This is a genomic window from Lysobacter changpingensis, assembly GCF_017308985.1.
In the GTDB taxonomy this organism is placed as follows: domain Bacteria; phylum Pseudomonadota; class Gammaproteobacteria; order Xanthomonadales; family Xanthomonadaceae; genus Lysobacter_J; species Lysobacter_J changpingensis.
The window spans coordinates 1,031,626-1,055,233 of record NZ_JADWPE010000003.1 but is presented as its reverse complement, the minus strand read 5'-3'; the positions used below and the strand labels follow the sequence as shown (position 1 = coordinate 1,055,233).

General features: G+C 64.0%; 29 protein-coding genes, 1 tRNA gene and 1 pseudogene. 13 read left to right on the top strand and 18 right to left on the bottom strand.

Annotated features, from left to right (window positions below; translation table 11 throughout):
- Positions 1-59 precede the first annotated feature (59 nt).
- Positions 60-1,073 carry a TraB/GumN family protein gene (locus tag I4U41_RS11820; protein ID WP_242525128.1) on the top strand — a complete coding sequence of 338 codons (1,014 nt, stop codon included), beginning with the start codon at positions 60-62 and terminating at the stop codon, positions 1,071-1,073.
- Between the two features lie 97 nt (positions 1,074-1,170).
- Here I4U41_RS11820 and dxs read toward each other — a convergent pair whose 3' ends face one another.
- The 6 genes from dxs to I4U41_RS11790 form a co-directional block, all read right to left on the bottom strand.
- Entirely contained in the window at positions 1,171-3,078 is a 1,908-nt protein-coding gene (gene dxs / locus I4U41_RS11815; RefSeq protein ID WP_206861642.1) for a 1-deoxy-D-xylulose-5-phosphate synthase, read from the bottom strand.
- 125 nt (positions 3,079-3,203) lie between these two features.
- Positions 3,204-4,301 carry a helix-turn-helix domain-containing protein gene (locus I4U41_RS11810; RefSeq protein ID WP_206861301.1) on the bottom strand — a complete coding sequence of 366 codons (1,098 nt, stop codon included), beginning with the start codon at positions 4,299-4,301 and terminating at the stop codon, positions 3,204-3,206.
- Between the two features lie 159 nt (positions 4,302-4,460).
- Positions 4,461-5,123, bottom strand: a complete 663-nt coding sequence (locus I4U41_RS11805; protein WP_206861300.1) for an HNH endonuclease — start codon at positions 5,121-5,123, stop codon at positions 4,461-4,463.
- A gap of 80 nt (positions 5,124-5,203) precedes the next feature.
- Positions 5,204-6,988 (bottom strand): acyl-CoA dehydrogenase C-terminal domain-containing protein, encoded by a 1,785-nt coding sequence (locus I4U41_RS11800; protein ID WP_206861299.1) that lies wholly within the window; start codon positions 6,986-6,988, stop codon positions 5,204-5,206.
- 69 nt (positions 6,989-7,057) lie between these two features.
- Positions 7,058-7,531 (bottom strand): LEA type 2 family protein, encoded by a 474-nt coding sequence (locus I4U41_RS11795; protein ID WP_206861641.1) that lies wholly within the window; start codon positions 7,529-7,531, stop codon positions 7,058-7,060.
- A 118-nt stretch (positions 7,532-7,649) separates the two neighbouring features.
- Positions 7,650-7,811 (bottom strand): hypothetical protein, encoded by a 162-nt coding sequence (locus I4U41_RS11790; RefSeq protein WP_206861298.1) that lies wholly within the window; start codon positions 7,809-7,811, stop codon positions 7,650-7,652.
- A 351-nt stretch (positions 7,812-8,162) separates the two neighbouring features.
- Here I4U41_RS11790 and I4U41_RS11785 point away from each other — a divergent pair, with 351 nt between their 5' ends.
- Complete coding sequence (locus tag I4U41_RS11785) at positions 8,163-8,522, top strand: site-specific integrase (protein ID WP_206861297.1); 360 nt, start codon at positions 8,163-8,165, stop codon at positions 8,520-8,522.
- A 304-nt stretch (positions 8,523-8,826) separates the two neighbouring features.
- Here the strand turns inward: I4U41_RS11785 and I4U41_RS11780 are convergent, their stop codons facing one another.
- The 3 genes from I4U41_RS11780 to I4U41_RS18685 all read right to left on the bottom strand — a co-directional run bounded on the left by I4U41_RS11780 (position 8,827) and on the right by I4U41_RS18685 (position 10,831).
- The gene (locus tag I4U41_RS11780; protein ID WP_206861296.1) at positions 8,827-9,234 is read right to left on the bottom strand and encodes a hypothetical protein; all 408 of its coding nucleotides are present in this window, start codon (positions 9,232-9,234) and stop codon (positions 8,827-8,829) included.
- A 27-nt stretch (positions 9,235-9,261) separates the two neighbouring features.
- Entirely contained in the window at positions 9,262-10,290 is a 1,029-nt protein-coding gene (locus I4U41_RS11775) for a tyrosine-type recombinase/integrase (RefSeq protein WP_206861295.1), read from the bottom strand.
- A gap of 346 nt (positions 10,291-10,636) precedes the next feature.
- Complete coding sequence (locus I4U41_RS18685) at positions 10,637-10,831, bottom strand: plasmid mobilization protein (RefSeq protein ID WP_425492552.1); 195 nt, start codon at positions 10,829-10,831, stop codon at positions 10,637-10,639.
- A gap of 93 nt (positions 10,832-10,924) precedes the next feature.
- On the opposite strand from I4U41_RS18685, the gene I4U41_RS11765 reads away from it, so the two are divergent.
- From I4U41_RS11765 to I4U41_RS11750, 4 genes are all read left to right on the top strand, one after another.
- Positions 10,925-11,128, top strand: coding sequence for a hypothetical protein (locus I4U41_RS11765; protein WP_206861293.1), 204 nt, complete (start codon positions 10,925-10,927; stop codon positions 11,126-11,128).
- A gap of 124 nt (positions 11,129-11,252) precedes the next feature.
- On the top strand, positions 11,253-11,411 hold the full coding sequence (locus I4U41_RS11760) for a hypothetical protein (protein WP_206861292.1): 159 nt from the start codon (positions 11,253-11,255) through the stop codon (positions 11,409-11,411).
- A 231-nt stretch (positions 11,412-11,642) separates the two neighbouring features.
- Positions 11,643-12,092 carry an HNH endonuclease signature motif containing protein gene (locus tag I4U41_RS18680; RefSeq protein ID WP_206861640.1) on the top strand — a complete coding sequence of 150 codons (450 nt, stop codon included), beginning with the start codon at positions 11,643-11,645 and terminating at the stop codon, positions 12,090-12,092.
- A gap of 489 nt (positions 12,093-12,581) precedes the next feature.
- Positions 12,582-13,040, top strand: coding sequence for a hypothetical protein (locus I4U41_RS11750; protein ID WP_206861291.1), 459 nt, complete (start codon positions 12,582-12,584; stop codon positions 13,038-13,040).
- A 1,250-nt stretch (positions 13,041-14,290) separates the two neighbouring features.
- On the opposite strand, the gene I4U41_RS11745 is transcribed toward I4U41_RS11750, so the two are convergent.
- Positions 14,291-14,509, bottom strand: a complete 219-nt coding sequence (locus I4U41_RS11745) for a hypothetical protein (protein ID WP_206861290.1) — start codon at positions 14,507-14,509, stop codon at positions 14,291-14,293.
- 165 nt (positions 14,510-14,674) lie between these two features.
- Positions 14,675-15,040: a hypothetical protein gene (locus I4U41_RS11740; protein WP_206861289.1), complete on the bottom strand. Its 366-nt coding sequence runs from the start codon at positions 15,038-15,040 to the stop codon at positions 14,675-14,677.
- Between the two features lie 674 nt (positions 15,041-15,714).
- Here I4U41_RS11740 and I4U41_RS11735 point away from each other — a divergent pair.
- The 5 genes from I4U41_RS11735 to I4U41_RS18665 all read left to right on the top strand — a co-directional run bounded on the left by I4U41_RS11735 (position 15,715) and on the right by I4U41_RS18665 (position 17,994).
- Positions 15,715-16,284, top strand: coding sequence for a hypothetical protein (locus I4U41_RS11735; RefSeq protein WP_206861288.1), 570 nt, complete (start codon positions 15,715-15,717; stop codon positions 16,282-16,284).
- Positions 16,285-16,410: 126 nt separating this feature from the next.
- On the top strand, positions 16,411-16,902 hold the full coding sequence (locus I4U41_RS18670) for an HGGxSTG domain-containing protein (protein ID WP_425492550.1): 492 nt from the start codon (positions 16,411-16,413) through the stop codon (positions 16,900-16,902).
- 319 nt (positions 16,903-17,221) lie between these two features.
- Positions 17,222-17,452, top strand: coding sequence for a hypothetical protein (locus I4U41_RS11730; protein ID WP_206861287.1), 231 nt, complete (start codon positions 17,222-17,224; stop codon positions 17,450-17,452).
- Positions 17,442-17,756: a hypothetical protein gene (locus I4U41_RS11725; protein WP_206861286.1), complete on the top strand. Its 315-nt coding sequence runs from the start codon at positions 17,442-17,444 to the stop codon at positions 17,754-17,756. The genes I4U41_RS11730 and I4U41_RS11725 overlap by 11 nt, the downstream gene beginning before the upstream one ends.
- Complete coding sequence (locus I4U41_RS18665; protein ID WP_206861285.1) at positions 17,749-17,994, top strand: DUF4224 domain-containing protein; 246 nt, start codon at positions 17,749-17,751, stop codon at positions 17,992-17,994. The genes I4U41_RS11725 and I4U41_RS18665 overlap by 8 nt, the downstream gene beginning before the upstream one ends.
- 259 nt (positions 17,995-18,253) lie before the next feature.
- Here the strand turns inward: I4U41_RS18665 and I4U41_RS11715 are convergent, their stop codons facing one another.
- Both I4U41_RS11715 and I4U41_RS11710 read right to left on the bottom strand, forming a co-directional pair.
- Positions 18,254-18,814 (bottom strand): dihydrofolate reductase family protein, encoded by a 561-nt coding sequence (locus I4U41_RS11715; protein ID WP_206861284.1) that lies wholly within the window; start codon positions 18,812-18,814, stop codon positions 18,254-18,256.
- Positions 18,815-18,969: 155 nt separating this feature from the next.
- Positions 18,970-19,494, bottom strand: a complete 525-nt coding sequence (locus I4U41_RS11710; protein ID WP_242525127.1) for a carboxymuconolactone decarboxylase family protein — start codon at positions 19,492-19,494, stop codon at positions 18,970-18,972.
- A gap of 211 nt (positions 19,495-19,705) precedes the next feature.
- On the opposite strand from I4U41_RS11710, the gene sigJ reads away from it, so the two are divergent.
- On the top strand, positions 19,706-20,599 hold the full coding sequence (sigJ, locus tag I4U41_RS11705; protein ID WP_206861283.1) for an RNA polymerase sigma factor SigJ: 894 nt from the start codon (positions 19,706-19,708) through the stop codon (positions 20,597-20,599).
- Positions 20,600-20,654: 55 nt separating this feature from the next.
- Here the strand turns inward: sigJ and I4U41_RS11700 are convergent, their stop codons facing one another.
- The 4 genes and pseudogenes from I4U41_RS11700 to I4U41_RS11685 form a co-directional block, all read right to left on the bottom strand.
- A complete protein-coding gene (locus I4U41_RS11700; protein WP_206861282.1) occupies positions 20,655-20,837 on the bottom strand; it encodes a hypothetical protein in 183 nt (60 codons plus the stop codon).
- 331 nt (positions 20,838-21,168) lie between these two features.
- A pseudogene (locus I4U41_RS11695) lies at positions 21,169-21,438 on the bottom strand (SOS response-associated peptidase family protein); the annotation flags it as partial.
- A gap of 555 nt (positions 21,439-21,993) precedes the next feature.
- The gene (locus I4U41_RS11690; RefSeq protein ID WP_206861280.1) at positions 21,994-22,158 is read right to left on the bottom strand and encodes a hypothetical protein; all 165 of its coding nucleotides are present in this window, start codon (positions 22,156-22,158) and stop codon (positions 21,994-21,996) included.
- Between the two features lie 199 nt (positions 22,159-22,357).
- Complete coding sequence (locus I4U41_RS11685) at positions 22,358-22,612, bottom strand: hypothetical protein (RefSeq protein WP_206861279.1); 255 nt, start codon at positions 22,610-22,612, stop codon at positions 22,358-22,360.
- A gap of 504 nt (positions 22,613-23,116) precedes the next feature.
- On the opposite strand from I4U41_RS11685, the gene I4U41_RS11680 reads away from it, so the two are divergent.
- A complete protein-coding gene (locus I4U41_RS11680; RefSeq protein ID WP_206861278.1) occupies positions 23,117-23,386 on the top strand; it encodes a hypothetical protein in 270 nt (89 codons plus the stop codon).
- 101 nt (positions 23,387-23,487) lie between these two features.
- Here the strand turns inward: I4U41_RS11680 and I4U41_RS11675 are convergent.
- Positions 23,488-23,563 (bottom strand) — tRNA-Phe (locus tag I4U41_RS11675).
- Positions 23,564-23,608: the final 45 nt, after the last annotated feature.

Here is a 23,608-nt window from a genome sequence, read left to right as displayed (position 1 = left end):
TCCATCCCGATCCGCGCGGGGCAGGAATGTCCGCGCATCGCCAGCCAAGGGAATGCCGAATGCTCCATCGAACCGCCATGCTGCTGTCCGCACTCCTGTTCGCCGCCGCGGGCGCGGCCCACGCGCAGGGTGCGCCGCCGGTCGAGCCGCCGATCCGCGACCTCGAACCGCTGGTGGTCAGCGGCGTCCAGCCCGGGCCCGGGCTGTGGAAAGTGCACAGGGGCGGGCACACGCTGTGGGTGCTCGGCACCGTGTCGCCGTTGCCGCGCCGCATGGACTGGGAATCGCGCGAGGTCGAGCAGGTCATCGCGCAGTCGCAGGAGGTGATCGAGCCGCCGGGCTTGCGCATCGACACCGACCTGGGTTTCTTCGGAACCCTGGCGCTCGCGCCCAAAGCCTTCGGCGCGCGCAAGAACCCGGACGGCCAGACACTGCAGCAGGTGGTGCCGCCGGACATGTACGCGCGCTGGCGCGTGCTGAAGGAGAAATACATCGGCCGCGACCAGGGCGTGGAGAGTTACCGGCCGATCCTCGCGGCGATGGAGCTGTACCAGGAAGCCATCGAGGACGTCGGCCTGCGACAGGGCGGGGTGGTGTGGCCGGTCGTGGAGAAGCTCGCCAAGCGCCACAAGGTGCCGCGCACGGACCCGATGGTGACGGTGATGATCGAGGATCCGAAGGTCGCGCTGAACGAGTTCCGCAGCTCGCGACTGGCGGATCTGGATTGCTTCGCCAAGACGCTGCAGCGGCTGGAATCCGACCTGGGCACGATGCGCGATCGCGCCAACGCGTGGGCCGTGGGCGACCTGGAAGCGCTCAAGGCACTCCCGTACACGGATCAGAACGAGGCGTGCCTGCGCGCCGCCGCGCAGTCGGGCGTACTGCGCAAGCGCACGGGCGACATCGAGGAACAGGTCGCCGCGCGGTGGCTCGGTGCGGCGGAGGCGGCGCTGGCGAAGAACGCGACGACGTTCGCGGTGTTGCCGATGCGCGAGCTGACGCGGGCGGATGGGTTTCTCGCGCGGTTGAAGGCGAAGGGGTATGTCGTGGAGGAGCCGGTGCCGGTTCCGTAGCGCCCATGACCCGTCATCCCGTCCTTCGCCGGGATGACGGTGATGTGGTTTTTCCGGGCGTCGCGGGACGAGGATGAAGCAGGCGTCGTGCGAGACGTCAACCCGCCGCGCTCACCGCCACATTCGCCCGTCCCAGATCCGGCCAGCGCCGCAGCACCGCCGCGCGGATGCCGGCGACATCCAGCCCGGATTCGGCCAGCAACTGCTCGCGGCTCGCGTGGTGCTGGAACTCGTCCGGCAGGCCCAGGTGCAGCATCGGCAGCGCGATGCCTTCGGCGTTCAACAGTTCCGCGACGCCAGAGCCCGCGCCACCCGCGACGACGTTGTCCTCGATCGTCGCGAAGCCCGCATGCGCATGCGCCAGCTCAAGGATCAGCGCACGATCCAGCGGCTTCACGAAGCGCATGTTGACCACCGTCAGGCCCAGCTCCGCGCCCACCGCTTCGGCGGCGGCGGTGACCGAACCGAACGCCAGCAGCACGATCTTCGAACCGCTGCGGCGCACTTCGGCGCGGCCGATCGGCAGCGTGTCGAGCGTCGGCTGCACGGCCACGCCCGGACCGGTACCGCGCGGATAACGTACGGCCGCCGGGCCTTCGTGGTGATACCCGGTGCTCAGCATCTGCCGGCACTCGTTCTCGTCGGCCGGCGCCATCACCACCATGTTCGGCACGCAGCGCAGGTAACTCAGGTCGAGGTTGCCCGCGTGCGTCGCACCGTCCGGGCCGACCACGCCGCCGCGATCGATCGCGAACAGCACGTCGAGGTTCTGGATCGCCACGTCATGCACGAGCTGGTCGTAGCCGCGCTGCAGGAACGTGGAATAGATGGCGACCACGGGCTTGGCGCCTTCGCACGCCATGCCGGCGGCGAGCGTCACCGCGTGCTGCTCGGCGATGGCGACGTCGAAATAGCGCTGCGGATATTCGCGGCTGAAGCGCACCAGGCCCGAACCTTCGCGCATCGCCGGCGTGATGCCCTGCAGGCGCGGCTCGGCGGCGGCCATGTCGCACAGCCAGTCGCCGAAGACGTCGGTGTACGTCGGCTTCTTCGCGCCGGGCTTGCTGATCAGGCCCTTCTCGGGATCGAACGGACCGACGGCGTGGTAGCCGATCTGGTCGCCCTCGGCGAGCTCGTAGCCCTTGCCCTTGGTCGTGATGATGTGCAGCAGCTGCGGACCCTTCAGGCCCTTGAGCGTCTTCAGCGCGGAGAGCAGGGCGGGCAGGTCGTGGCCGTCGATCGGGCCGGTGTAGTGGAAGCCCATTTCCTCGAACAGCGTGGACGGCACGAACATGCCCTTCCAGTGTTCTTCCCAGCGCTTGACGAACTTCGCCGCCGGCTTGTTCTTGTCGCCGAGCAGGCGCTTGCCGCCTTCGCGGATCGCGTTGAGCGTGCGGCTGCCGGTCAGGCGTCCGAGCATCTGCGTGAGGCCGCCGACGTTCTCGGAAATCGACATCTGATTGTCGTTGAGGATCACCAGCAGGTTCGGCTCCGGGTCCATGCCGCCGCCGTGGTTCAGCGCCTCGAACGCCATGCCCGCGGTCATCGCGCCATCGCCGATCACCGCCACGACCTTGCGGTCGTCGCCCTGCTGCTGCAGCGCGATCGCCATGCCCAATGCCGCCGAGATCGACGTGGACGAATGGCCCACGCCGAAGGTGTCGTACTCGCTTTCCTCGCGCTTCGGGAACGGCGCGACGCCGCCGGCCTGCTTCACCGTGTGGATGATGTCGCGGCGGCCGGTGAGGATCTTGTGCGGGTAGGTCTGGTGGCCGACGTCCCACACCAGACGATCCACCGGCGTTTCATACAGCCAGTGCAGCGCGACGGTGAGTTCGATCACGCCCAGGCCCGCACCGAAGTGGCCACCGACGAGGGCGACCTGTTCGATCAGGTAGGCGCGCAGCTCGTCGGCGATCGCGGGCAGTTCCTCTTCGGGGAACTGGCGCAGGTCGGCGGGAACCTCGATGCGGGACAGGCGCGGATAACGTTGCGGGTCGATCATCACGACGGTGTCAGACGGCAAGTTCGCCATTGTCCCGCCGTCGTCCGGGGTGGGCAAGGATCGAACCGGGCCGTATCACGACGCCCTGTTCAGATGCGGCCCGTCCGCCACGCCAGTGGCGGCGATCAGCGTCCGCGCAGGCGGCCGAACAGGCCGCTGCCGGTCTTGCCGGGATCGACCGGCTCGGGCTCGCGCTCGACCTCGGCGAAACCGGTGGCGAGGTTGGCGTTGATGAAGTCCGCCACTTCGGCCTGGGTGACGCCGCTGGCTTCGGCGATCTCCGACACCAGCGCCGGGCCCTTCATCATCACCGTCGCGATGCGGAAGTGCTTCGGATATTCGCGCTCGGTTTGCGGCCATTTGACCATCAGGTAGCGGCGCGACGGGTCGTGTTCGGACGCCAGCGCGCCCTTGCCGGCCAGCAGGTTGCCGAACCACACCAGTCGCGACAGGGGCATCGCGGCGCCCAGGCGCGCGCTTTCGCTGGCCCAGGTGGCCGCGTCGACGGGCACGAATTCGGCCGAGTCCAGCCGGCCTTCGAAATGCCGCGCCAGCGGCTTGAGCGCGGCCGGGCCGTGATAGACGCGCTGGTCGAGATCGAGCAGCAGGCCGTCGTCGGCGCCGCGCAGGCGCACGCGGCCCTTGAGGCGGTCGTTGGCGATCCAGTCGAGCAGCGAGCCTTCGACGATCGACGACGCAGGTGCGGCGGCGGCGACCGGCTCGGCGGCCACGGGCGTTTCGATGGCGGGCTTTTCGACGACAGGCGCCGCCTCGACGACGGGAGCCACGGGTGCGGGTTCCGGCGCGGATGCGGGCTCGGCAGCGACCGGCGCGGGTGCAGGTGCGACCGGCGCGGGCGCGGCAGGTGCCGGCGCGGGCTTCGGTTCCGGCGCGGCCGGCGCATCGAAGGTGATGCCCGCCTGCGACGCGATATCGCGCAGCAGGTTGCCCACGCTGTTCGCGTCGAACGGCTGGCCCAGGCGGAAATCGGCCTGTGTGCGCTGCGCGGCGGTCAGCGCCACCACGCTCTTGCCGGCGGCGTGCAGGCGCAACCAGCTCATCGGGCCGTACATGCTGTCCATGTCGACGATGACGTACTCGGCCTCGGTATCGGGCACCAGGCTCCAGGCGTTCCCCATGCGGCTGTTGGCCGCCTGGATCGCCGCCTGCAGGGCGGACTCCGTGGTCGGGTCCATGCCGGTCAGACCGAGGGTCAGGCGCATCGTGAATCCGTCGTGAATTTGCAATGGTTGGCGAGTGTTACGGACGCCCTTACGGTCGTCAACGCGCGCGGAGCGTCGCATCTGAACCTTTTAGGTCAGATGGCCCGGGGCGAGAAGTGCGATCCGATCAAATCGCGAACCGCGTCACGCGATGGCGGCTCACGCCTGCATGCGCGCGTTCTTCGGCAGGTGGCTGCGCAGGAACGCCATCTGGTCGGCGAGGATGTTGCGGTTGGACAGGATCAGGTGCTCGACCCAGCTTGGCCGGTACGGCACGGCCAGCAGCGGCATGCCCGCCTGCTGCGGCGTGCGGTTGCCCTTGCGCGAGTTGCAGTGGAAGCAGGCCGCGACCACGTTCTCCCAGAGGTCGCGACCGCCCTTGGACACCGGCACGACGTGATCGCGCGTGAGGTGCGGGCGGCTGAAGTCGTGGCCGCAGTACATGCACAGGTAACCGTCGCGCGCGAACAGCGCGGCGTTGGTCAGGGCGGGCGTGGGATCGAGCGCGTGCGTGCGCGCATGGCTGCGCGCGGCGACGATGGGATGCAGTTCGATCACGCTCCGCTCGCCGGTGAAGCGGCTGATGCCGCCATGCACCTGCAGGCAGGGATCGCCCAGCGTCCAGGCGACCGCACCGCGCACGTAGAGGCAGGTGGCGTCCTGCCAGCTCATCCAGTCGAGGACGCGACCATGCGCGTCCAGTGACAGTAATCGGACCGAATTGAGTCGGTCTATCGCGCCGCGTGGCACGAAGGGAGGCGACGCCGGATCCAGATCGGTTCCGGTTCGGACCAGGCGCAGGTTCGCTCTATCGGTCTCCATCGGGACACCAGCTTATACGCCATTGTTTACATTTTGTGTACTTGCGGCCCGCGGGGGTGTCCCGCCGCGGGCCGTCGCACTCAGCCGGCCTCGACGGCGAGCTCCGGCAACCCCGCAACGCCGCTGTCGATCGCCGCCGCGTGGGTGAGGGTGCGCGGCAGGATGCGCGCGAAGTAGAAGCGCGCGGTCGCACGCTTGTCGTCCTTGAACGACGCCGGATGCGACGACGCATCGGCCGCCGCCACCGCGCGCGCCCACCAGTAGGCGAGCACCGCGTAGCCGGAGTACATCAGGTAGTCGTACGATGCCGCGCCGATCTCGTCGGCATTGCCGGCCGCGCGCTGGCCGATCTGCTGGGTCAGCAGCTGCCAGCGCGACGCGGTCTCGCGCAGCGGGCCGACGAATTCGGCCAGGGCCTCGTTACCCGCGTTCTCCTCGCAGAACCGCTGCACGCGCGCGAGGAACGCCTTCAGTCCCACGCCCTGCATCGCCATGATCTTGCGGCCCAGCAGGTCCAGCGCCTGGATGCCGGTCGTGCCTTCGTACAGCGTGGTGATGCGGGCATCGCGCGCGAGCTGCTCCATTCCATGCTCGGCGATATAGCCGTGGCCGCCGAAGCATTGCAGCGCGTTGTACGTGCACTCCACGCCCCATTCGGTCAGGCACGCCTTCACGATCGGCGTGAGGAAACCCGCCTGCGCATCGGCCAGTTCGCGTTCGGCGGCATCATTCGAATTCGCCGCGATGTCGCCCTGCATTGCGGCGTCGTAACCCATCAGGCGACCGCCTTCGATCAGCGCCTTGCACGTCAGCAGCATGCGGCGCACGTCGGGATGCACGATGATCGGATCGGCCGGCTTGTCCGGGAACTTCACGCCCGACAGCGCGCGCATCTGCAGGCGTTCGCGCGAGTAACGCAGCGCGTTCTGCAGCGCACGTTCCGACAGCCCAAGCCCCTGCAACCCGACGCCCAGCCGCGCGGAGTTCATCATGGTGAACATCGCCATGAGACCCTTGTGCGGCGCGCCGACCAGATAGCCCTGCGCGCCGTCGAAATTCATCACGCACGTGGCCGAACCGTGGATGCCCATCTTGTGTTCCAGGCTGCCGCAGCGCACCGCGTTGCGTTCGCCGATCGACCCGTCCTGCGCCACGCGCTCGCGCGGCACCACGAACAGCGAAATGCCCTTGCTGCCGGCCGGTGCGTCGGGAAGCCGCGCCAGCACCAGGTGCACGATGTTGTCGGTGAAATCGTGCTCGCCGGCGGTGATGAAGATCTTCGTGCCGGTGATCGAATAGCTGCCGTCGCCGTTGGGTTCCGCGCGCGTCTTCAGCAGGCCCAGGTCGCTGCCGCAATGCGGTTCGGTCAGGCACATCGTGCCGGTCCAGCGGCCTTCGACCAGCGGCTTGAGGAACGCTTCCTGCTGCCAGCTCTCGCCGTGGTGCAGCAGCGCTTCGATGGCGCCGTGCGAGAGCAGCGGGAAGTTGCCCCACGCGAGATTCGCCGCGTCGATCATTTCCTTCAGCGGCACGCCGACCAACTGCGGCAGGCCCTGTCCGCCGAAATCGACCGGCGAGGTCAGCCCCGCCCAGCCGCCGTCGACGAACTGCGCGTACGCCTGCTTGAAGCCCGCTGGCGTGGTGACGGCGCCGGTCGCCGTGTCGAGTTTGCAGCCTTCGCGGTCGCCCACCGGATTGAGCGGCGCGAGCACGGTTTCGGTGAAACGCGCGGCCTCATCGAGCACGGCGTCGAGCACGTCGCGCGTGGCATCGGTGAATCCCAGCCGCTGGAACTGCGCTTCCGCGCCGAGGACGTCGAACAGCGCGAAGCGCATGTCACCAAGGGGTGCTTTGTAACTGCTCATGTGGAATTCCGTGCGGGACGCGCGCTGCGGCGGTCGTGGAGGGCGGTCGGTGGAAAGACGGGAGGGCGATCAGCGCAGCACGCCGGGCAGGCCCGGCGCGGGGCTGAGTACGCCGCTGCGGTCGAGGTCGAAACTGCGCTGCTTGCCTTCGTCCGGCGTCGCGTCGATGCGCCCGCTCAGCGAGTAGGACAGGCTGCGACCGGACGACAGCGCATCGGCCGCGGCGAACTTGCCGGCGGCGTCGGGCGTCATGTTGACGGTGATGACGTCGGCCGATTCCGGGCCGATCGACAGCGCGGGCTGCGCGCGAAGGCGGCCGGTTTCGGCATCGGCCACCTTGACCGCCAGGTCGACGTTCTCGAAGCGCATTGGGATGCTGCTGAAGTTTTCGATGCGAAGTTCCGCCGACCAGCTGCCATCGGCGCGGACGGTGAGCTGCTGGATGCGCGCGGACGGTTCGGAGACGCGCCGGACCGGCCCGCTGGAACAGCCGGCCAGCAACAACGCGGCCAGTGCCAATGCGGTCCAACGTGTCCAGTGCATCGCCTTCATGCCGCCGCTCCGTCGTGATGGGAGGGCGAGCATACTACGGCGCACGGTGGGCTCCGCCAGCGTGGCGGGGCCTGAAGAGGGAGCAGGTCGAAGCGAATCTCGCGGGCGGTCAGGTCGCCGCGGCCGGCGCGATGACCTGCGCGATCAGGGCGAGCGCCGCGACCGTGCTCCAGACGATGAGATAGCGCAACGCCGCCCGGCGCGCCGTGCGGCGGCGGACGAGTCGGGACGCATCGGGGCTGGCGGAGGGGAGGGCATCGGAATCGCGCACGGCGCGCGAATCCCGCGAGGAACCGCTGGCGTAAGTCGTTCCCACCCTGGTTCCCCTGAAGCCCTGCCAATGTCCCGCAAGAAAGAAGAAGCGCCCCGGCCCAGCAAGCTCACCCGCTCACGGTGACGGCCTGATTCCATTGCTGAGCAGCATCCATGCTTGCGCATTGACCGGGCTGCCGGGGCGGACGCCAGAATCGCGCCTGAACCTGCCGTGATGCCATCGGGCGATTGCGCTACTCGGGGTAAGAAAATTCCTACATCCGGAGCGCAACTCTGGTTTGGGGTGGTCGCGTGTGGGTGGGCGGACGGCCAGTGGTCCCGTCCAACGGAGTCTTCGCCTGGCTGCCCCTTGTCGTTGTGCGCCGCTGTTGCTGTGTTGCCGCCGCCGCCGTCGCTTCGCTTCGTCTATCAGCCTATCAACAGGCTTTCGAAGCGCTTCCTAGACAAAATCAAGGACGCCGAGGGTGCACGCATCACCTGGTCACCGCATGACCTGCGGCGCACCGCGCTTTCGCTGCTGGAAGCGATGGACGTGTCTGCGTATGCGCTCAAGGCCATTGCGGCGCACAGCCAGCTTGCTGACGTGACGGCTGGCTACCTCACGGACGACGTGGAGCGCCTACGGAGCCCGATGGAGCGTCTAGAGGAAAGGATTCTCGGCGGACAGGGCAGGAAGATCATTCCGCTCCGGCGTGGCTCGGCGAGCTGATCTACCGACAATAACCGTTACTGCTCGTGCCGACTAAGCTGGAAGCACCGCTCACAACTTTTCGACATGAGCACGAGCAGCATTGCGCCGTGGGGTAATGGCAGGGTCCCGCCGGAGGCGCCACCTCGATCGACGCCCTCGGCGGGTTTGTCAGACGAAACGGCGAATCGATTACTTTCTGCCGTAGTGCAATTCCTCTGGCACTGCGAAAGTATCGTGTCGCGAGTTATCAAGTCTCGGCGCGGCGAACTAGCACGGCACGCAACATGGTGGATGCCCAGACGCCTCGGGGCTGTTGGCAGATTTAGATCTGTCCCCAAGGCAGGATGAAGCGCCATCCCGGGCGTAGCGCTCGTAGTTCTTTCTGCCACCGGGCGAAGTTGGAGGCTGTCGTTTCGACAGGAACTTCCCTGGATGACGCAATCAAGTCGGTCACCTGTCGGACGATGATCAACAGTTTTTCTCCTGCACCACGATGCTTAAGGTGAAAGAGTTCTGAGGCGATCAAGTGCAGTTCCTTGACTCGCTCGGTGTGTTGAAAGTCCGTCCTTCGCTCGTCACCCATGTAGTCAATGACCCTGACGCATCTGAGTGCTTCGTGCTTTAGGGCGTTGAACTTTGCCTGCTTCGCCATGAGCAGGCCGAAGTAGTAGCCCGCTAATGCGCCTGGAACGAGGGCCATTGTGAGCTCGTAGATGAAGCTGTTCGCCATATCAATCCTTGTCGGCGGCTCCGGTCGCTACAGCGCGTCGAAGTTGATCCTCCCCTTCTCATCGCGCCCCAGCCCCGGGAACACGTAACGGTCCGATCGCCCGTCCTTCTGCCGCTGCTTAAGCATTGCCAGCATCTGCGGCCCCAACGGGAGCGAGTGCGCCACCTTGCCCTTCATGCGCTCCTTGGGAATGGTGATCGTCTTGGCCTTGAAGTCGATCTCTGACCATTCGAGTCCCGCGCCGGCCGTCCACCGAAGGGCGGTGCACAGCAGGAACAAGGTCAGGTCGCGCTGCGTCCCACTCAGGTCAGGCGGAAGATCCTCGGGCAGCGAGCGGACCGCAGCCACAAACTCAGGGAGGGTGTCGCCGATGAGGGCCCGCTTTCGACGGGCGACATTCCCCCACCCCTTCGTCGCTGTGATGCGCTTGGCTACGTCAGGGAGATCTAGGCCCCGCTCAGCCCTCAGATAGTTCACGACGGCCCGCAGCGCGCGTACAGCGCCGTCCGCGCGTGCAGGGCTGGCCTTGATGCGCTTCCGGGACAAAGCCGTCTCCACCTTCGCCTGGGCGCGTATATCGCGAGTCTTGCGATCACGGTGACGATCGCGGATGTAGCTGCAGTCCCCGCGCATCACGGAGGCTTTCGTGATCAGCACTCCGTCTCCAGATCTGCTGAGGGTGTGAAGATACTCGAGATGCCCTGAGCTGTTCTTTAGGAACGTGTAAACCTCTGCGGTCGTGCCTGGGTAAACGACAATGACGGAAAAGGCATTCTCTCCCTTGGTCAGGAGTGAAACGCGCCCGCCGTCGTCGCGAGCAGAAACGATATCCTTACGCGCGTCCACAAACAGGATGTCAAGGTCACTCTCTCCGGTCTTAACGAGCTTCGTGATGCCGCCAGTGATTCTCTCTTCTGACCAGCCGGCATCCTTCTTTCCTATAAGGCCGATCTCTGGGAAGTACCCTTGCCCAACTGGATCCGAACAAGAAGCGACGTCAGCCGCCTGCGCGGACCAGCTCACGGCTAGGGCGGCGGAGAGAATAGCTACCTTCATGGGCACTACCATGGCTAAGTTAGCGAGCAAGTTCAGTAGCACGCAGCCGGCGCTCTAGAGCAGATCACGTCAATTCTGGCCTCAAGTGCCTCCGCGTGGGCCGATGTCGCTTCCGCGGCAGCGAGTGCTGCGTCCGCCGCCTGCTTGGCTTCTTCGACCTCAGACGCCAACGTGTTCCCCGACGCAGTGCCATCATCTAAGGCTGATGCCGTACTTTGCGCAATACTCAGCGCTTCCTCGGCCGTGTGTTGGGCGTGTTCAACCTGATCCTTCAGGCTTGGGCCGCAGCCAGTCAGCAGCCAAGCCATGGCCGCAGCCATAGCTATCGCGCGCATCGATCACCTCCTCAGCCCTGATTGGGCTCCCCGGCCTTCTTCTTAACACGCTTGGCCTTCTCCAGAGCGGCCGTTCGGATGAATTCCGACACCTGCTCCCCTGACGCTTCTGCGCCCTCGTCCAAGTCCTTTCGCTCCCCCTTTGTCAGCCGGAGCTGGAGGACTTCCGTACGTCGTTCTGATTCGGGCAGGGGTGGTCTCGCCATAAAGTTCTTGCAATTGCAAAAAAGGAGATTTAGTGTAATTGCAGAAACGGCCCCGAGCAAGGCGGCCGTGGCCCTAAGGGGCAGGAGGTAGCCATGACCGTCTGGACTACAGCGAACCGGCAGGAAGAAGAACGACTTCTGAAGATCTATAGGGACCTTTCGACTAGGGACAAGTTGCGGGTCCGCGGGTATGCCGAGGCGATCGCGGCCGCGCCCGCCAAGCCGATCCAGTCTTCGCCCGTGACCCTTGTCGAGTTCCTCGCCGGTCTGATCGGGAGGGTCTCATGGGCACGCTAATCACCCTGACGGCAGACGAAGCCTCGTTCCTGGCCGCGTTTCTGGAGCTCAGCCCGGCCGAACAGGCCCTAGTGCGGACGGCGATGGCGCACTTGGCCGGCGCCCGTGCTGCGGGAGGTGGCCGATGACCGCCATCGTCGTCTCGTTTCCACCGGAACGCATCTACCGGAACCGTCAGGAGCAGACCGAGATGCGGAAGGCCTGCCAGTTCATTCGTCGAAAGTTCCCGAACATGGCTCCGCGCGATGTGTGGGATAGCGCGGCGACCGGGATACCACCCTGATGACCTTGACGCCTTCGAGGCGTCTTGTCGGGTGCAGCCCAAAGGCGGTGTCGAATGACTGCCTGTTGCGCTTCGTGCACCACTTTGGCGCTCGGTTTCGGAGTGAATGTCTCCGCCCACGTCGTGGGGCTGATCCTCCATTGCCAATCCCGCTACATCGTCGATCCGGCGCGCGGTCTCGTCTACGGTCGCCTCGCTAAGGTGATGGGCCGCAATTAAGGGGACGGCTACATCCGGCTGGGCTGGGGTGCTGGCCGCGCCGGTCACCAGTACGCGCACCGGCTGATCTGGGAGACGGTCCACGGGCCGATACCCGACGGGCACTATGTAGATCACGTCAACGGAAAGCGGGCGGACAACCGCGTCTCAAACCTGGAGGCGGTGACGCCGGCGGAAAACCTGCTTCGCGCTTTGGACAAGGGCCGTGTGCCCACGGGCGACCTTCGTTCCGACGCCAAGCTCACAGCGGAGCAGGTGTGCGAGATCCGCCGCACAGCGAAGCAGATCAGCACGCGGGCCTGGGCGAGGGAGCTCGGGCTCGATCCTCGCACCGTTCGCGATGCTCGGGCAGGGCGCAGTTGGCGGCACATCTGCTGCCATCGTGATGGCTCGGCTTCGGTTCGTCCTGCACGTCGCAGCGGTCGTCGCCCGCGGCGTCGTACCCCGAAGGAGGTGGGCTAATGGCTCACCCCAACCTGACCGGCCGCCGCTGCGAATGCACTGCCTGCGGTGACCTCTTCAACAGCGAATCAGCCTTTGATCGGCACAGGGTTGGCGCCTTCGCCGGCATCGGCGGGCTGAGTTCACGCCGGTGTCTGACCGAGCAGGAGTTGCTTGCTGCCGGCTGGAGTAGGAATGGTGCTGGCGCATGGATCACAAGGCCATTTCCAGCCATCACGGAGGGAGATAAACAGGGCTCGCAGGGTGGGGGCGCTACCTACCTAGCGGAGGTGCCACATGGCCCTTAATTCCGCAGATGGGAGGGCTTCCCTGGCCGAACTGGCTGACCGTACTCACGGTCAGCTCATGGACTTGTCCCGTGACCTCGGAGCCGGCCGCTGCGACCAGATGCTGGCCGCGCTGCGGGAGGTCTCCATGCATGTCGAACGGCTCCGGGCCGGACTGCTTCGAGGCAGTCCGTCGGCAGGTCGTTGAGCGCCGGGGGGCGGAATGCACACGAAGAAGGATCAGCGACGCCGGCAGCGCCAGCACGGCCGCAGGACGGAACACACGTTCCTTCGGCTGCCGCACTACGTCATCAAGTCCCCGCAGTGGGACGCGCTCTCTGGGAACGCGGTCAAGTTCCTGCTCGCCTTAGCTTCAGCATTCGACGGCTCCAACAACGGGGATCTCTCATTCACCCGCAGTCAGGCGAAGACGCGTGGTTGGCGGAGTGGCGGGACGCGTGACCGCGCCGCGGACGAGGCTGTGGAAGCCGGCTTTGCCGTGGTGACGCGTCATGGTGGTCGCCACCGTTGCAACTTGTACGCGATCACCTGGGAACCGATCGACGACGTAGGCAAGGACATCATGTACGCGCCCGAGCACAAGGCTTCGCGCCTTTGGGAAAAACGCGAACTGTTGCCCCATAAGGGGGCCAATGTGGCCCCACCAGAGGGCAAGCGATGATGCCGTTTGCCTTTAATTGGCCCCACTACAGGGCCTATCAGCCTCTTTTTGGCACTTTTGGTGGCCCCATAACAGGCCTCCTTTCTATATCTACCAAGGGCGAAGCCCTTGCGTGCTCTTGCGTGCTTCTCCTCGCTTCCGATGCTTGGTGGGGAAGGGAACTTCAAGGGGGCTTGGAAGGGGCTTCGAAGGGGCTTCCAACGAATCGACGCGTGCTCGACGCGTGCGGACGCGTCCTCTGCCGGCCCGGTGCTAGCACTCTGCTAGCAATTGCGCGCGGATGCGTACAGCAACACTCGGCCTATGTGTCTGATCTCCATGGAAACACCCGATGCCACTGGCATGCGCTCGGCAAGCGTTTGGCATGCGATCGCCTGGTGTCACGCTCGAACCGTTACATGAGCGTTACGTGTAACGCCACGCTATGGTGGTGCCCATGACGGCGCTGTCGGATGTCGCTCCGAAGCGCCGCGCTAGGCCTCGTCGGTCGCATGCCGAACCACGCCGTTCACGAGACCGCCGTGAGCGCTTTCAGCCTGCTGACGCAATGCGCCTGGAAAAGGCTGCGCGCCGTGTCCTTAGGTCGTACGGCTACGGCTCTGCATGGGCGCCGACCCTATATCAGGCTGACGCCGAACGGATGGAGTCGGAGGGTGAAGGCGCTGCATTTGTGGACGCGATGCGCATCGCTCGGCGCGGTAGGACAGAAGCGCTTGCGGTTCGGGACGAGAATGGGAGGGTCACTCAGCGCGCCTTTCGCCAATGGTCGGCAGTGGGCGGTGGCCGATGGTTGGCGATCGCCGCCACGAATACGGATCGCATTGGTCTGGCTGCGCTCACATGCCTAGAGAAGCCGCTGGATTCTCTCTTGGTAGCGTTCTCGGTCGAGTCGGCAGCCGAATGGCTGAAGGTGGAAGCCTACTTCGCTGCCTGCGCCGTGTCGCCGCATTGGCGGATCGCCCTGCGGGACGCCATGGCACGCGTCATGTTCGGCTCCCGTGCAGCCGGCATCGAGGCGCGTGCTCGATTGCTGTCCGTGAAAATCCAGACGTACCGAGAGGTAACGCGCGCTTACGAGCAGGCACTTCGGGACCAGCTGTCCATTGCGGGAGCCACTTACCTGGAGGCTGTCGCCGAGTTAGAGCGGGTCCACTGCGAGTGTCTTCGACTTCCGGCGGCAAGCGGCAGCCAGGGAAATGGCTTTCGGTCCGCGTCCTGGTGGGACGCCCGCGCCAATGGCAGGCAGTTGGCTAAGTGCGCTCCCTCCGACGCTCCTTAATGAATTCGAGAAGCCTGAACTTGCTGGCAATCAGTTCTGAAAATTCATCCTTCGTCAGTGGCCCAGCCTCCCAGCCGCCTGCTACATGATCGACTTCGCTGACCAAGCTGTCGTAGAACGCGTGGTTCCCACCACTCGCGGCGCGCAGCCGAATGTGGGCGAGTGCTTGTTGCTGGTCGCGATAGTACATGGCTCCGCTCCGATGCCTTCGGAGCAGCGAGTCTAGGCTTCCAATGAGTCGGTGGCGCTCCGTACGTCGGGACGGAATGCCACCCTGCCGCTGCCCTATATAGGGAGCAATCCGCTCCCCGCTGAAAGCTCCCGGAGTCGGCCAGTACGCCGTAGCCGCACGTCGCTACAGCCAAGTTGCTCCAAAAACTTCGTAGTCCATGGTGCGGTCGCCGATCCGATAAGTGACAGCCAGACCGATCGCCAAAGGCATCTCTGTGAGCACAAGGCCATCTGCACTCCGCGAAAAGCTCGGGTGAAGTGTCGCGACAGAGTTGCCGACGGGAAATTCGAGGTGCCGGTTGTCGTAACTAGCTGGAGTTACGTGACCTTCGCTCTGGCCTTCCATGGGGCCTCCCGCAATGGTCGCGTATCCGTGGGCAAACGAACTCAAGTATCTCGGAGCGAAATCTGATTCGATGGACAGAGTAATGAAGCAGTGGTGATCGGGGTAGTCCGAATCAGACTGGCGAAGAATCAGTTTGTTGATCATGTCTTTGGTGAGTACGTGTTGATTCGGACCCAAGTTCCACTACATCCACAACCTCAATATCCACCTCGGCGAATAGTTCAGTTCTTGTGTCGTAGATAGGTGGATTTCCCCAGAACTGATGAGCCAAGTACAGAGGGTTCGGATGGGGTTGCCACGCGGTGTAGCAGACGCGATGTAGTGCTGGCGGATCTTCTACGAACCGTACCCGGTAGATGGATGCCCCGGGCCGGAATCCGTCGCGAAAGAGAACGGCGTCTTCAATGTTCTCAAAAACAAAGCTGCTATTGAATCGACTCGGCAAGTGAGGGTAGTGCTCAAACCTGACCTCCTCCCGCAGGCGCTCGCCAAGCTCGTCGGCAACGTCCTCCTTCATAAGCGACTTTCCGAACGTCCCGCGCGGCTTAATTTCGCCAGGCGAGTGCGCCCGGTGAGTGACGTGGTAGTACAAACGATCAGTCGTCACTGGTTTCGTGCCTTAAGGATTCGTGCTGGCGCGCGAGTCTACTACGTCGGTGTTAGAAACTTAAAGCGAACGTAGTCCCGGCTTCTCCGTCCATGAGCCGCGGATTGCGTGCTGCCAGCAGATAGGTAGCCCGAAGGGGCCGACTCGAAAGGGTCGGCCCCTTCTTCATGGACGGAAGTACTCCACAGGACGTGGAGCCAGCAACAACCTCATGGACGAGACAGAAATGCCCGCAATCCTTAGCCCCAATGCAAAACAGCAGTTTCTCGACAACGCAGGCCAGCCCGCCGCCGGTTTCAAGCTCTACACCTATGCGGCCAACACGACCACGCCGCGGGCAACGTTCACCAACCGTGCCGGTTCCGTGCCGAACGCCAACCCGGTCATCCTCGATGCCCGAGGTGAGGCAGTCCTTTACCTCACGCCCGGGCAGGTCTACGACTACGTTCTGCGTGACTCGAATGATGCACTGATCTGGACCCGCTCTGGAGTCAGCGCCGAGTCAGAAGATACGGTGCTGCGCGGCGACCTTGAGGCGTCGGACGGCGGCTCCCGTGTGGGCGTCCTTCAGACCGGCAACGGTGCACTGGCCGAAGAGATCCTCACGGCTTACCGCCGAGTCGTCAGCCCCGAGCAGTCCGGGTGCCTTGGGGACGGCGTTACGGACGACGCAGCAAAGATGCAGTTGGCGCTTGATCGCGCCGAGGGTGGCGTCCTCCGTCTTACTCCTGGCCGGACGTATAGCGGCACTCTGCGGGTTTTCGTGAACAAGGCGTACTGACTCAGCTGGAGCCGGGGCCATTTCGCTTGCAATCGTGCGATGGCCCCGGTCCGGTGGCGCGGGCGCTCCCGGCGCTGCATGGCAGCTCGGGCAAGAGCCTTGGTTCTATAACAGAGCAAATTAGAGATGGCAGAGCGACACGAAGGGGCCAACACGTCCCAGCGCGCCAGGCGCGCCAGTAATCCGCGGATCGACTACTACCCCTGTCCGGAGTCCTTGGTTGCTATCGGCAACAAGCGGGGACGGTGCTACCCGCTGAACACCAACAGCGGGATCATCGACGCGATCATTGCCGAGTGGGCCGAGCTGACCGGAATAAACAATCAACGGAAATCAAACCCCATGGGTTCGGGGCGGGTGCCGGAGTTATTGGACGCTATGTGCGCGCGAATGACTTCGGTGGCGTCCGGGTCGCAGGGCAGGGCCAATCAGAAACGGGTGGTGTGCGGCGCCAAGACCCGGGCCGGTCATCCGTGCCGCGGGAAGAGCCTTCCAGGGAAGCGACGGTGTAAGTGGCACGGCGGGTGCAGCACTGGGCCTAGAACCACGGAGGGGCGGGCTAGGGCGCTGGCGAACCTGAGGCAATTCGCGCAGCAGGATCAAGGCGTTACGGATTGAGTCAACCAGCTTTGCGGGTTTGTTCGGTAAATTCCAAGCCGAGTCTTTGGCCTCAGATGCTGGGTGACTTCGTTTGACTTGCAGAGCTGTTGGAGATGCGCGTGTCAGCACTCGACAAACTGCCCTGGACAGAGCTCGCCTTGGCTGCGGATGAGTGTGCGCAGCTATTTGGCCTATCGAAGGACCGCTTTCTCCGAACGGTAGCCTGCCTCCCTACGTTTCCTCAGCGAATCAACTTGAAGCCGGCAGCGTGGAAGGCTGGCGAGATAGTCGAATGGCGTGACACGAATCGGTTCCATGTTCGCAGGAAGCGCGACCGATGACGGTGGCCGAGAAGGTTCCATGGACGGAGCTAGCCTTGTCCGCGGCCGAATGCGCCGAGCTCTGGGGAATCACCCCGGAGCATTTCTTGGCGACCGTAGCCTGCAAGCCGGGGTTCCCGGATCGGCTGACCTTCAAGCCGGCGACCTGGAGAGCCGGCGAGGTCGTGGAGTACCGGAACAGCAATCGCCAGAATGCGCGCAGGACGGCGCGCGCTGATGGCAAATGAGCGCCTTCACCTCGAAGGCAAGGATTGGTTTACCGAGGCTGAGGCCGCAGAGTATTGCGGCGTCGCCCTGTCCACTTTCCGCGAGGGATACCGCGAGCTTGGCATCGTGCCCCGGCGCTTCATGGGAAGGAAGCTCTATTCTCGTTCTGACCTGTTTCGAGCCATCGACAGTTCCCCGCACTGGGACCCGATCCAAGCTTCCAGCGTCGGAGTTCGCTCGATAACACTCGATGCGTATCCGAACCTCCGCGCCGGACGCTTGAGGCCGTACAAGCCGCGCAAGAAGAGAGGGGGCGATGTCTGAGACTTGGCTGACCCCTGATGAGGTAGAGGAGCTGACCGCGCGAAAGCGCTGGTCTGCACAGTGCCGCGCGCTTGCGGTGATGGGCGTGCCGTTCCGGCCGAACGCGGTGGGCCGGCCGCTCGTGGAACGAGTGGCTGTATTGAAGGGGGCTCAGAAGCCGGCAAAGCCGAAGGCCACGCCAAACTGGGATGCTCTGATCAAGCGGGCGCCTACAGGGACCACCGCTCGTAAGCCTTAGCACGGCGTACGCTCGCGGCATGTGGAAGTGCATCCGCTGCGGAACCGAGTTCGAGGCCGACGAAGCCGAGGCAAACGTCGATAGCTTCGGCCTGCACTTCATGTGCCCGGTGTGCGGTCGAAGGAACCGTCTGCGCAGCCACGGCGAGGAGGATGGGTTCCTCGTTCTGGAGCAGCCCAGAGAAGAGAACTAGCCGAGTCCGCGCAGATGGTAATGTCCGCTTCCGACCCGAAGCGGACATCAGCATTCGCGAATCAGGTTAGCGGCGATCCTTCAGAACGTTGTAGGTCAGTTCTGCAAAGCCGGTGCCAACCTGCGTTGCCGAGATCAGGGCAAGGCCGGGGCTGAGGAGTCGTCGCGGGAACAGCGGTTTCCCGCATCCAAGCGTCGCGGAGCCGATTTGCACCGTGATCTCGTCCAGCAATCCGGCGTCATGGAACTGCGCGGCGAGGCCGCCGCCGCCCATGACCCACACATTCTTACCGTTGGCAGCTGCGAGCATTTGAGAGTGAGCCGCGCGCACGTCGCCGTTGGCGAACGTTACGTTGGCACCTTCCATCGTGGGCAACTTGCGGCTTGTGAAGACCCAGGTCGGTTGAGTGTATGGCCACGCCGTTCCGGTCTGTTCGGAGACGGTGCCTGCATTGCGCAGGATCCATTCGTAGGTCGACGATCCCATCGCGATCGCGCCGACGCCCTCAATGAAGGACGGATAGCTGGTCTCGCTGATGTCGCCGAGCGGAAACAACCATTCCAGTGAATCGTCTTCAGTGGCAAGAAAGCCATCGAGGCTAGACGACGTGTAGTACTGGGTCTTCAAAGTTGTGTCCTCCTTGAGAAAGGGGTGGGGACGCTAAGGGGGCCCCGTCTCACAGTGTGAGACTGACCTCCGCTCATGGGCCGATAGCGGACATCACGGGCGGAGCACCGGAGAGACCAGTGCAAGGATCCGGCCAGACTCCCCCAGAGATCGCGCTATGCGTCTGCCTTCGCGCGAGGCTTCAATCGGAAGCTGATCCCCAAGCGGTTGATCGCATTCATCGCCGCAATAGTCAGTGTCAGCTCCACTAAGTCCTTCTCGGAGAATGCCGCTGCGGCCGCAGCGTACGCCGCGTCTGAGGCGTGCGTCTCGCTTACGCGCGTGACTTCTTCGGCCCACGCCAAGGCTGCCCGCTCCTGCTCCGAGAACAGGTACTCGGCTTCGTGCCAGACCGGAACAAGGACGACGGTGTCCACCGACATCCCTTCCTTGATGACATCGCGTGTATGAATGTCGATGCAGTGGGCACACCCGTTCAGCTGCGAGACCCGCAAGAACACCAAGTGGATAAGTTTGGCCGGCAGGGCCGTGCCCGTTGTGACGAAGTGGTGCAGGGCCCCAATTGCCTTGGCACCCTCGGGGGAAACCGTAAACCAGTTAGCGCGTTTCATGGTGTGGAAGTCCTTGTTGAAGTTGCTGAGCTGGCCCGTTGCCAGCCCATCAATCCTGTGGACGTCCAAGCCCCGCAATTCGTGACAGCCTGGCAGCTCAGCGGCCGCGCGTGCAGACGTCGGGTGTCGGTTGTCCTTAACGAACTATGTGAGTTGGAGGTGCCCAAGCGTGCTTTCCGCCAGGGTCCAGTGGCGCGCCTCAGATGGGGCTAGGCGTGCAAGGCGCGGGTGGTCACACTTTGCAGCGCCGTTACGTCCTGGGTAGGAGCAGGAGAACTACATGGACCAGTCCACCCTTGTGTTTCAGCGACATCGTGCTCGGCTGTTCGGCATCGCGTACCGGATGCTAGGGACGCTTGGGGATGCCGAGGATGTTCTGCACGATGCATGGCTCCGCCTTCAGGCCCATAGCCTGGAGGAGCTTGAAGACCCCGAAGGATGGCTTATTACTGTGACAAGCCGCCTATCCCTAGATCGCTTGAGGCGGGCGAAGGCGGAGAGGGAGCATTACGTGGGGCCATGGTTGCCGGAGCCCTTGGCGCCGGAGTCCGACCAGCCCGAGCTTGTCCACGAACGTGACGAGAGCCTGAGCCTTACTTTTCTACTGCTACTGGAGCGGCTGAGCCCCGATGAACGTGCGGCCTTTTTGCTGCATGACGTTTTCGAATACAGCCATGGTGAGGCCGCAAAGATTCTAGGCATTGCCGACGATGCTTGCCGGCAACGCGCCCACCGCGCCAAAGTCCGGCTACGCGATGGCCGACCGCGCTTCGAAGTCGACGCCGCGGTACACAGCCGCCTGCTGAATCGCTTCATCGACGCGATGGCGCGACCATCACTCGAAACTTTGCGAGCACTGTTTGCTGAGGACGCCATCCACATCAGCGATGGCGGAGGTATTGTCCGCGCCTCGCTGCATCCCTTGTGCGGCGCAGATCGTTTGGCGCGCCTGTACCTCCAGATCGCGCGTCACTTGCCCCCGGCTACCCGATACGAGGTCGGCACGCTCAACGGCCTGCCGGCCGTGTTCTGGCTCGAGCTGGGGGTAGTCACGGGCGCAATGTGGATTGATACCGATGGGGTGAAGATCACCGCGATATACTCTCTACGCCACCCGGGCAAGCTCGCAAGACTCGGATCCGTCGTGCCATCACGGATTCTGGGTCCGAAGTGATCCATCGCTAACGCGCTCAATTCTCGTGGGCGGAGATTGAGCTACGCCTGAGCAACTACGCCTGTGTGCAGACGATCTGAAGGCGCGGTTCCCGGAAGAGGATCAGATCTTCCCGCGGGTCGCCGACCTGGCCGATGCGGTCCGGGATGCGGCGAACGATGACTGCATTGATGACGCGAGCATCGAGATCACGGACATCCTGATTGACCTGGGTTATGTGCCGGAGGAGCATCGGCAAAACTGACGATTGGTGACAGCATTCTTCGTCGCGAAGATCTGTCACCGGAACTTGGTGAGGCTGCGTCCGCCGGGTACGGTCCGAACGGACTTTGACTTTTTCGGACGTGCCTTTTTGTCAGATTTCCGAGCTTCGCTAGGAGTGCTAGGTACTTCGTTCTTCAGTGGCCTCGAACGGATGCGGGTAAGTGCCTTAGGAGCAGTTGCTGCTCCGTGCATTTCGAACATGTGCAACTGCAGAAGGGCGGACGTAGCAAAGAGCTTCCCGCATCCATCACATGCCTGGGCCATTCCCCGTCCTCCGCGTACTACAGTTGTTGATAGAGAGGGGCCTAAGCCGCTACTTGATGCTCATAGAACGGATGCCGCTTGTCCTCAAGGATCTCGTCCATTGCGGCGAGGTTCTTCGGGTCCGGGTTGAGCCAGGCGTCTACATGCTCGGGCTTGATGTTGATGATCGTCCGATCGTGGCCAGTCATCGCTACCTCTGGTTCCGGGTTGTCGGTAATGGCCGCGCAGGAGAGCAGTTCTTCGATGCCATCCGTCCACGCGTACCAGAGCACGGGGATGTAAAGCGGCTCGCCGCTCTGCGGAGTGAACTCCAGTTCCAAACTCTGGGGGCGCTCGCCATACGTGGAGCGCCGACGCAGGTCTACCGCACCCAAACAACAGGGCACGCCCGCCTAGAGCTTTACGTGCGCCGCCTGCACACCTTCCACACGTACCACCTGCGCCCGTCCTGCGCCTGAGGTCGATGGACCTTCACGCGTGCGTCTCTCCTCGGTCACAGGCTCAAGGCGAGTAGACCGATACGGTTAGGCCAAGCCAAACAGGGATTGGCCGATGAAAGCGCAAGACGATCCGAGAGCCCGAAGGGCGTTCGCCACGTTCTTGGATGCGCGGGGCTACGACCGCCTCCCAGACCTGGAGAAGAGCCGCCTTTGGGAGGCCTTCGTCTGGGCGTGGGTTCCGGAGCAACCGGTGCTCCGCTTCGTCCTGGATGGTCCGCCCGCTGTGCCAGGTGAACGAGCAGGGCGCTTCGTCGAGGTTGAAGACGCGGCAGGTCGCAGTGTCAGGTCCGGGCGTTGGCGGGAAGACGTGAGGGGCCGCTGGGTGCTAGAAGTAGCGCCCTCACGTGGTGACCGATCAACTCCGATTTAGCGATTCGATAGGTGACGTGCCGCGTCCATGCCTTTGGCAGCGACGGATTCCTCGGCGAGCTTGCGCCAAACCGCCGCCTCCTCTTCATTTGGCGCATTCGCTTCGCAAATCGTTCCGAGGACAAGCCCGAGGGGAAGCTCAGCCAATTGCGCGAGCTTCATGCAGGTCATTGGACTCGGATGGCTATTCCCGCGGCGCCAGTTCGATAGGGCGGGCGATCCGACCTGAAGAGCGATCGCGAGCTCCCGATCTGACCTCATGTCCTGCCGGACACGGGCCAGGTCCAGGAAGTCGTTTACGCAGGACTCCTTTTCCGCTTGGGGCTTGACTCGCATGGAGGACCCTCGCGATGCGTGAGAGCTACTGAAGAAAGAGGTGCGCTCGGCGGCTCTCGATGTCCCGGATCACCGACCGGAACGCATTCGCCGCGGGCGACTCGTCGTCACGCGAGCGGAGCATCTCAAGTACCTCTGCCTCGTAGGCATCGAGCTGGCGAAGCGTCATCTGGGCGATCGCACGGGAGAGGCAGTTGGTGAGCGCCCCGAAGAGCTCAAGCATGGATTCGCCTTCATCGGACATGGTGTCGCCCTTCAACCGATTGATCCATGCTCGCATGCGGCAAGGATCGGTGGAATGGCATGTCCGGTCCTTGGGAAGCAGGGTGGACGTTTGTGGACATGTGTGACCGATTGGGCGCAGCGTTTTTTCAGGCCCCAAAGAGACCGCGCAACGCGGGCCAAGCTGCCACTGCTAACAACAGATATCAAGGAGACCCGGGCTCGTCTCTGTGGTGCTCGGCGCCGCTGAGAACAGGGGGTAACAGTGGCGATTCGCCTTGATTGGGCAACTTCACAATCTCATCCATCAACGCCTCAGCGGCTCTGCGCCAGGCGTAGCGGGCGAAATGACGGGAACGGGTCGCCCTACTCAGTCGCGTCACTTTCTCAAGTGTCGGCCATAGCGGGCCGGTCGCGTCTTGCAGGTCGTCAGCTTACGTCGGCGAATCGCCCAAGGCCAGGGGCCAGCCTCGATGATTTGCAGGCCGGTTGGGACCGGGTCGCAACCGGTGAGATCGGGGGCAGGTCTGATGCCACCTCCCCAACCTCAACGGAGTGAGCAATGGATTTCGAACGGTGGTATCGGAAGGCGCAGCGCAGGGCGACGGCCATGCAGTTGCAGGCAGGCGTGCTCGTGCTGGTCGCCATCATCCTCGGCGGCTTCCTGAAGAGCGTTGGCGCGTCCGCATCGGATCTCGCTCAGCCCATCTTCGAGACTTTCATGTGGGCGCCGCGCCTGTTCGCAGTTGCCGGGCTCGTGATGTTTGCAGTCGGCACATGGAACGCGTGGCGGCTCCGAAACGATCCGGTCGCGCTGTACGAAGGGCGCTGATCGTTCCGCCGTGCTACCCAGGTGCTACCCACGATCCGGGCCTAGCCTCAAAACAAAAGCCCAGTAGGGCCTGAGAGCCTTACTGGGCTTGCGTTTGATCATGGTGGCCGGGGAGGGAATCGAACCCCCGACACGGGGATTTTCAATCCCCTGCTCTACCAACTGAGCTACCCGGCCATTCCGCAACGGGCTGGCCGTGCGAGAAGCGGAATGATACGGATG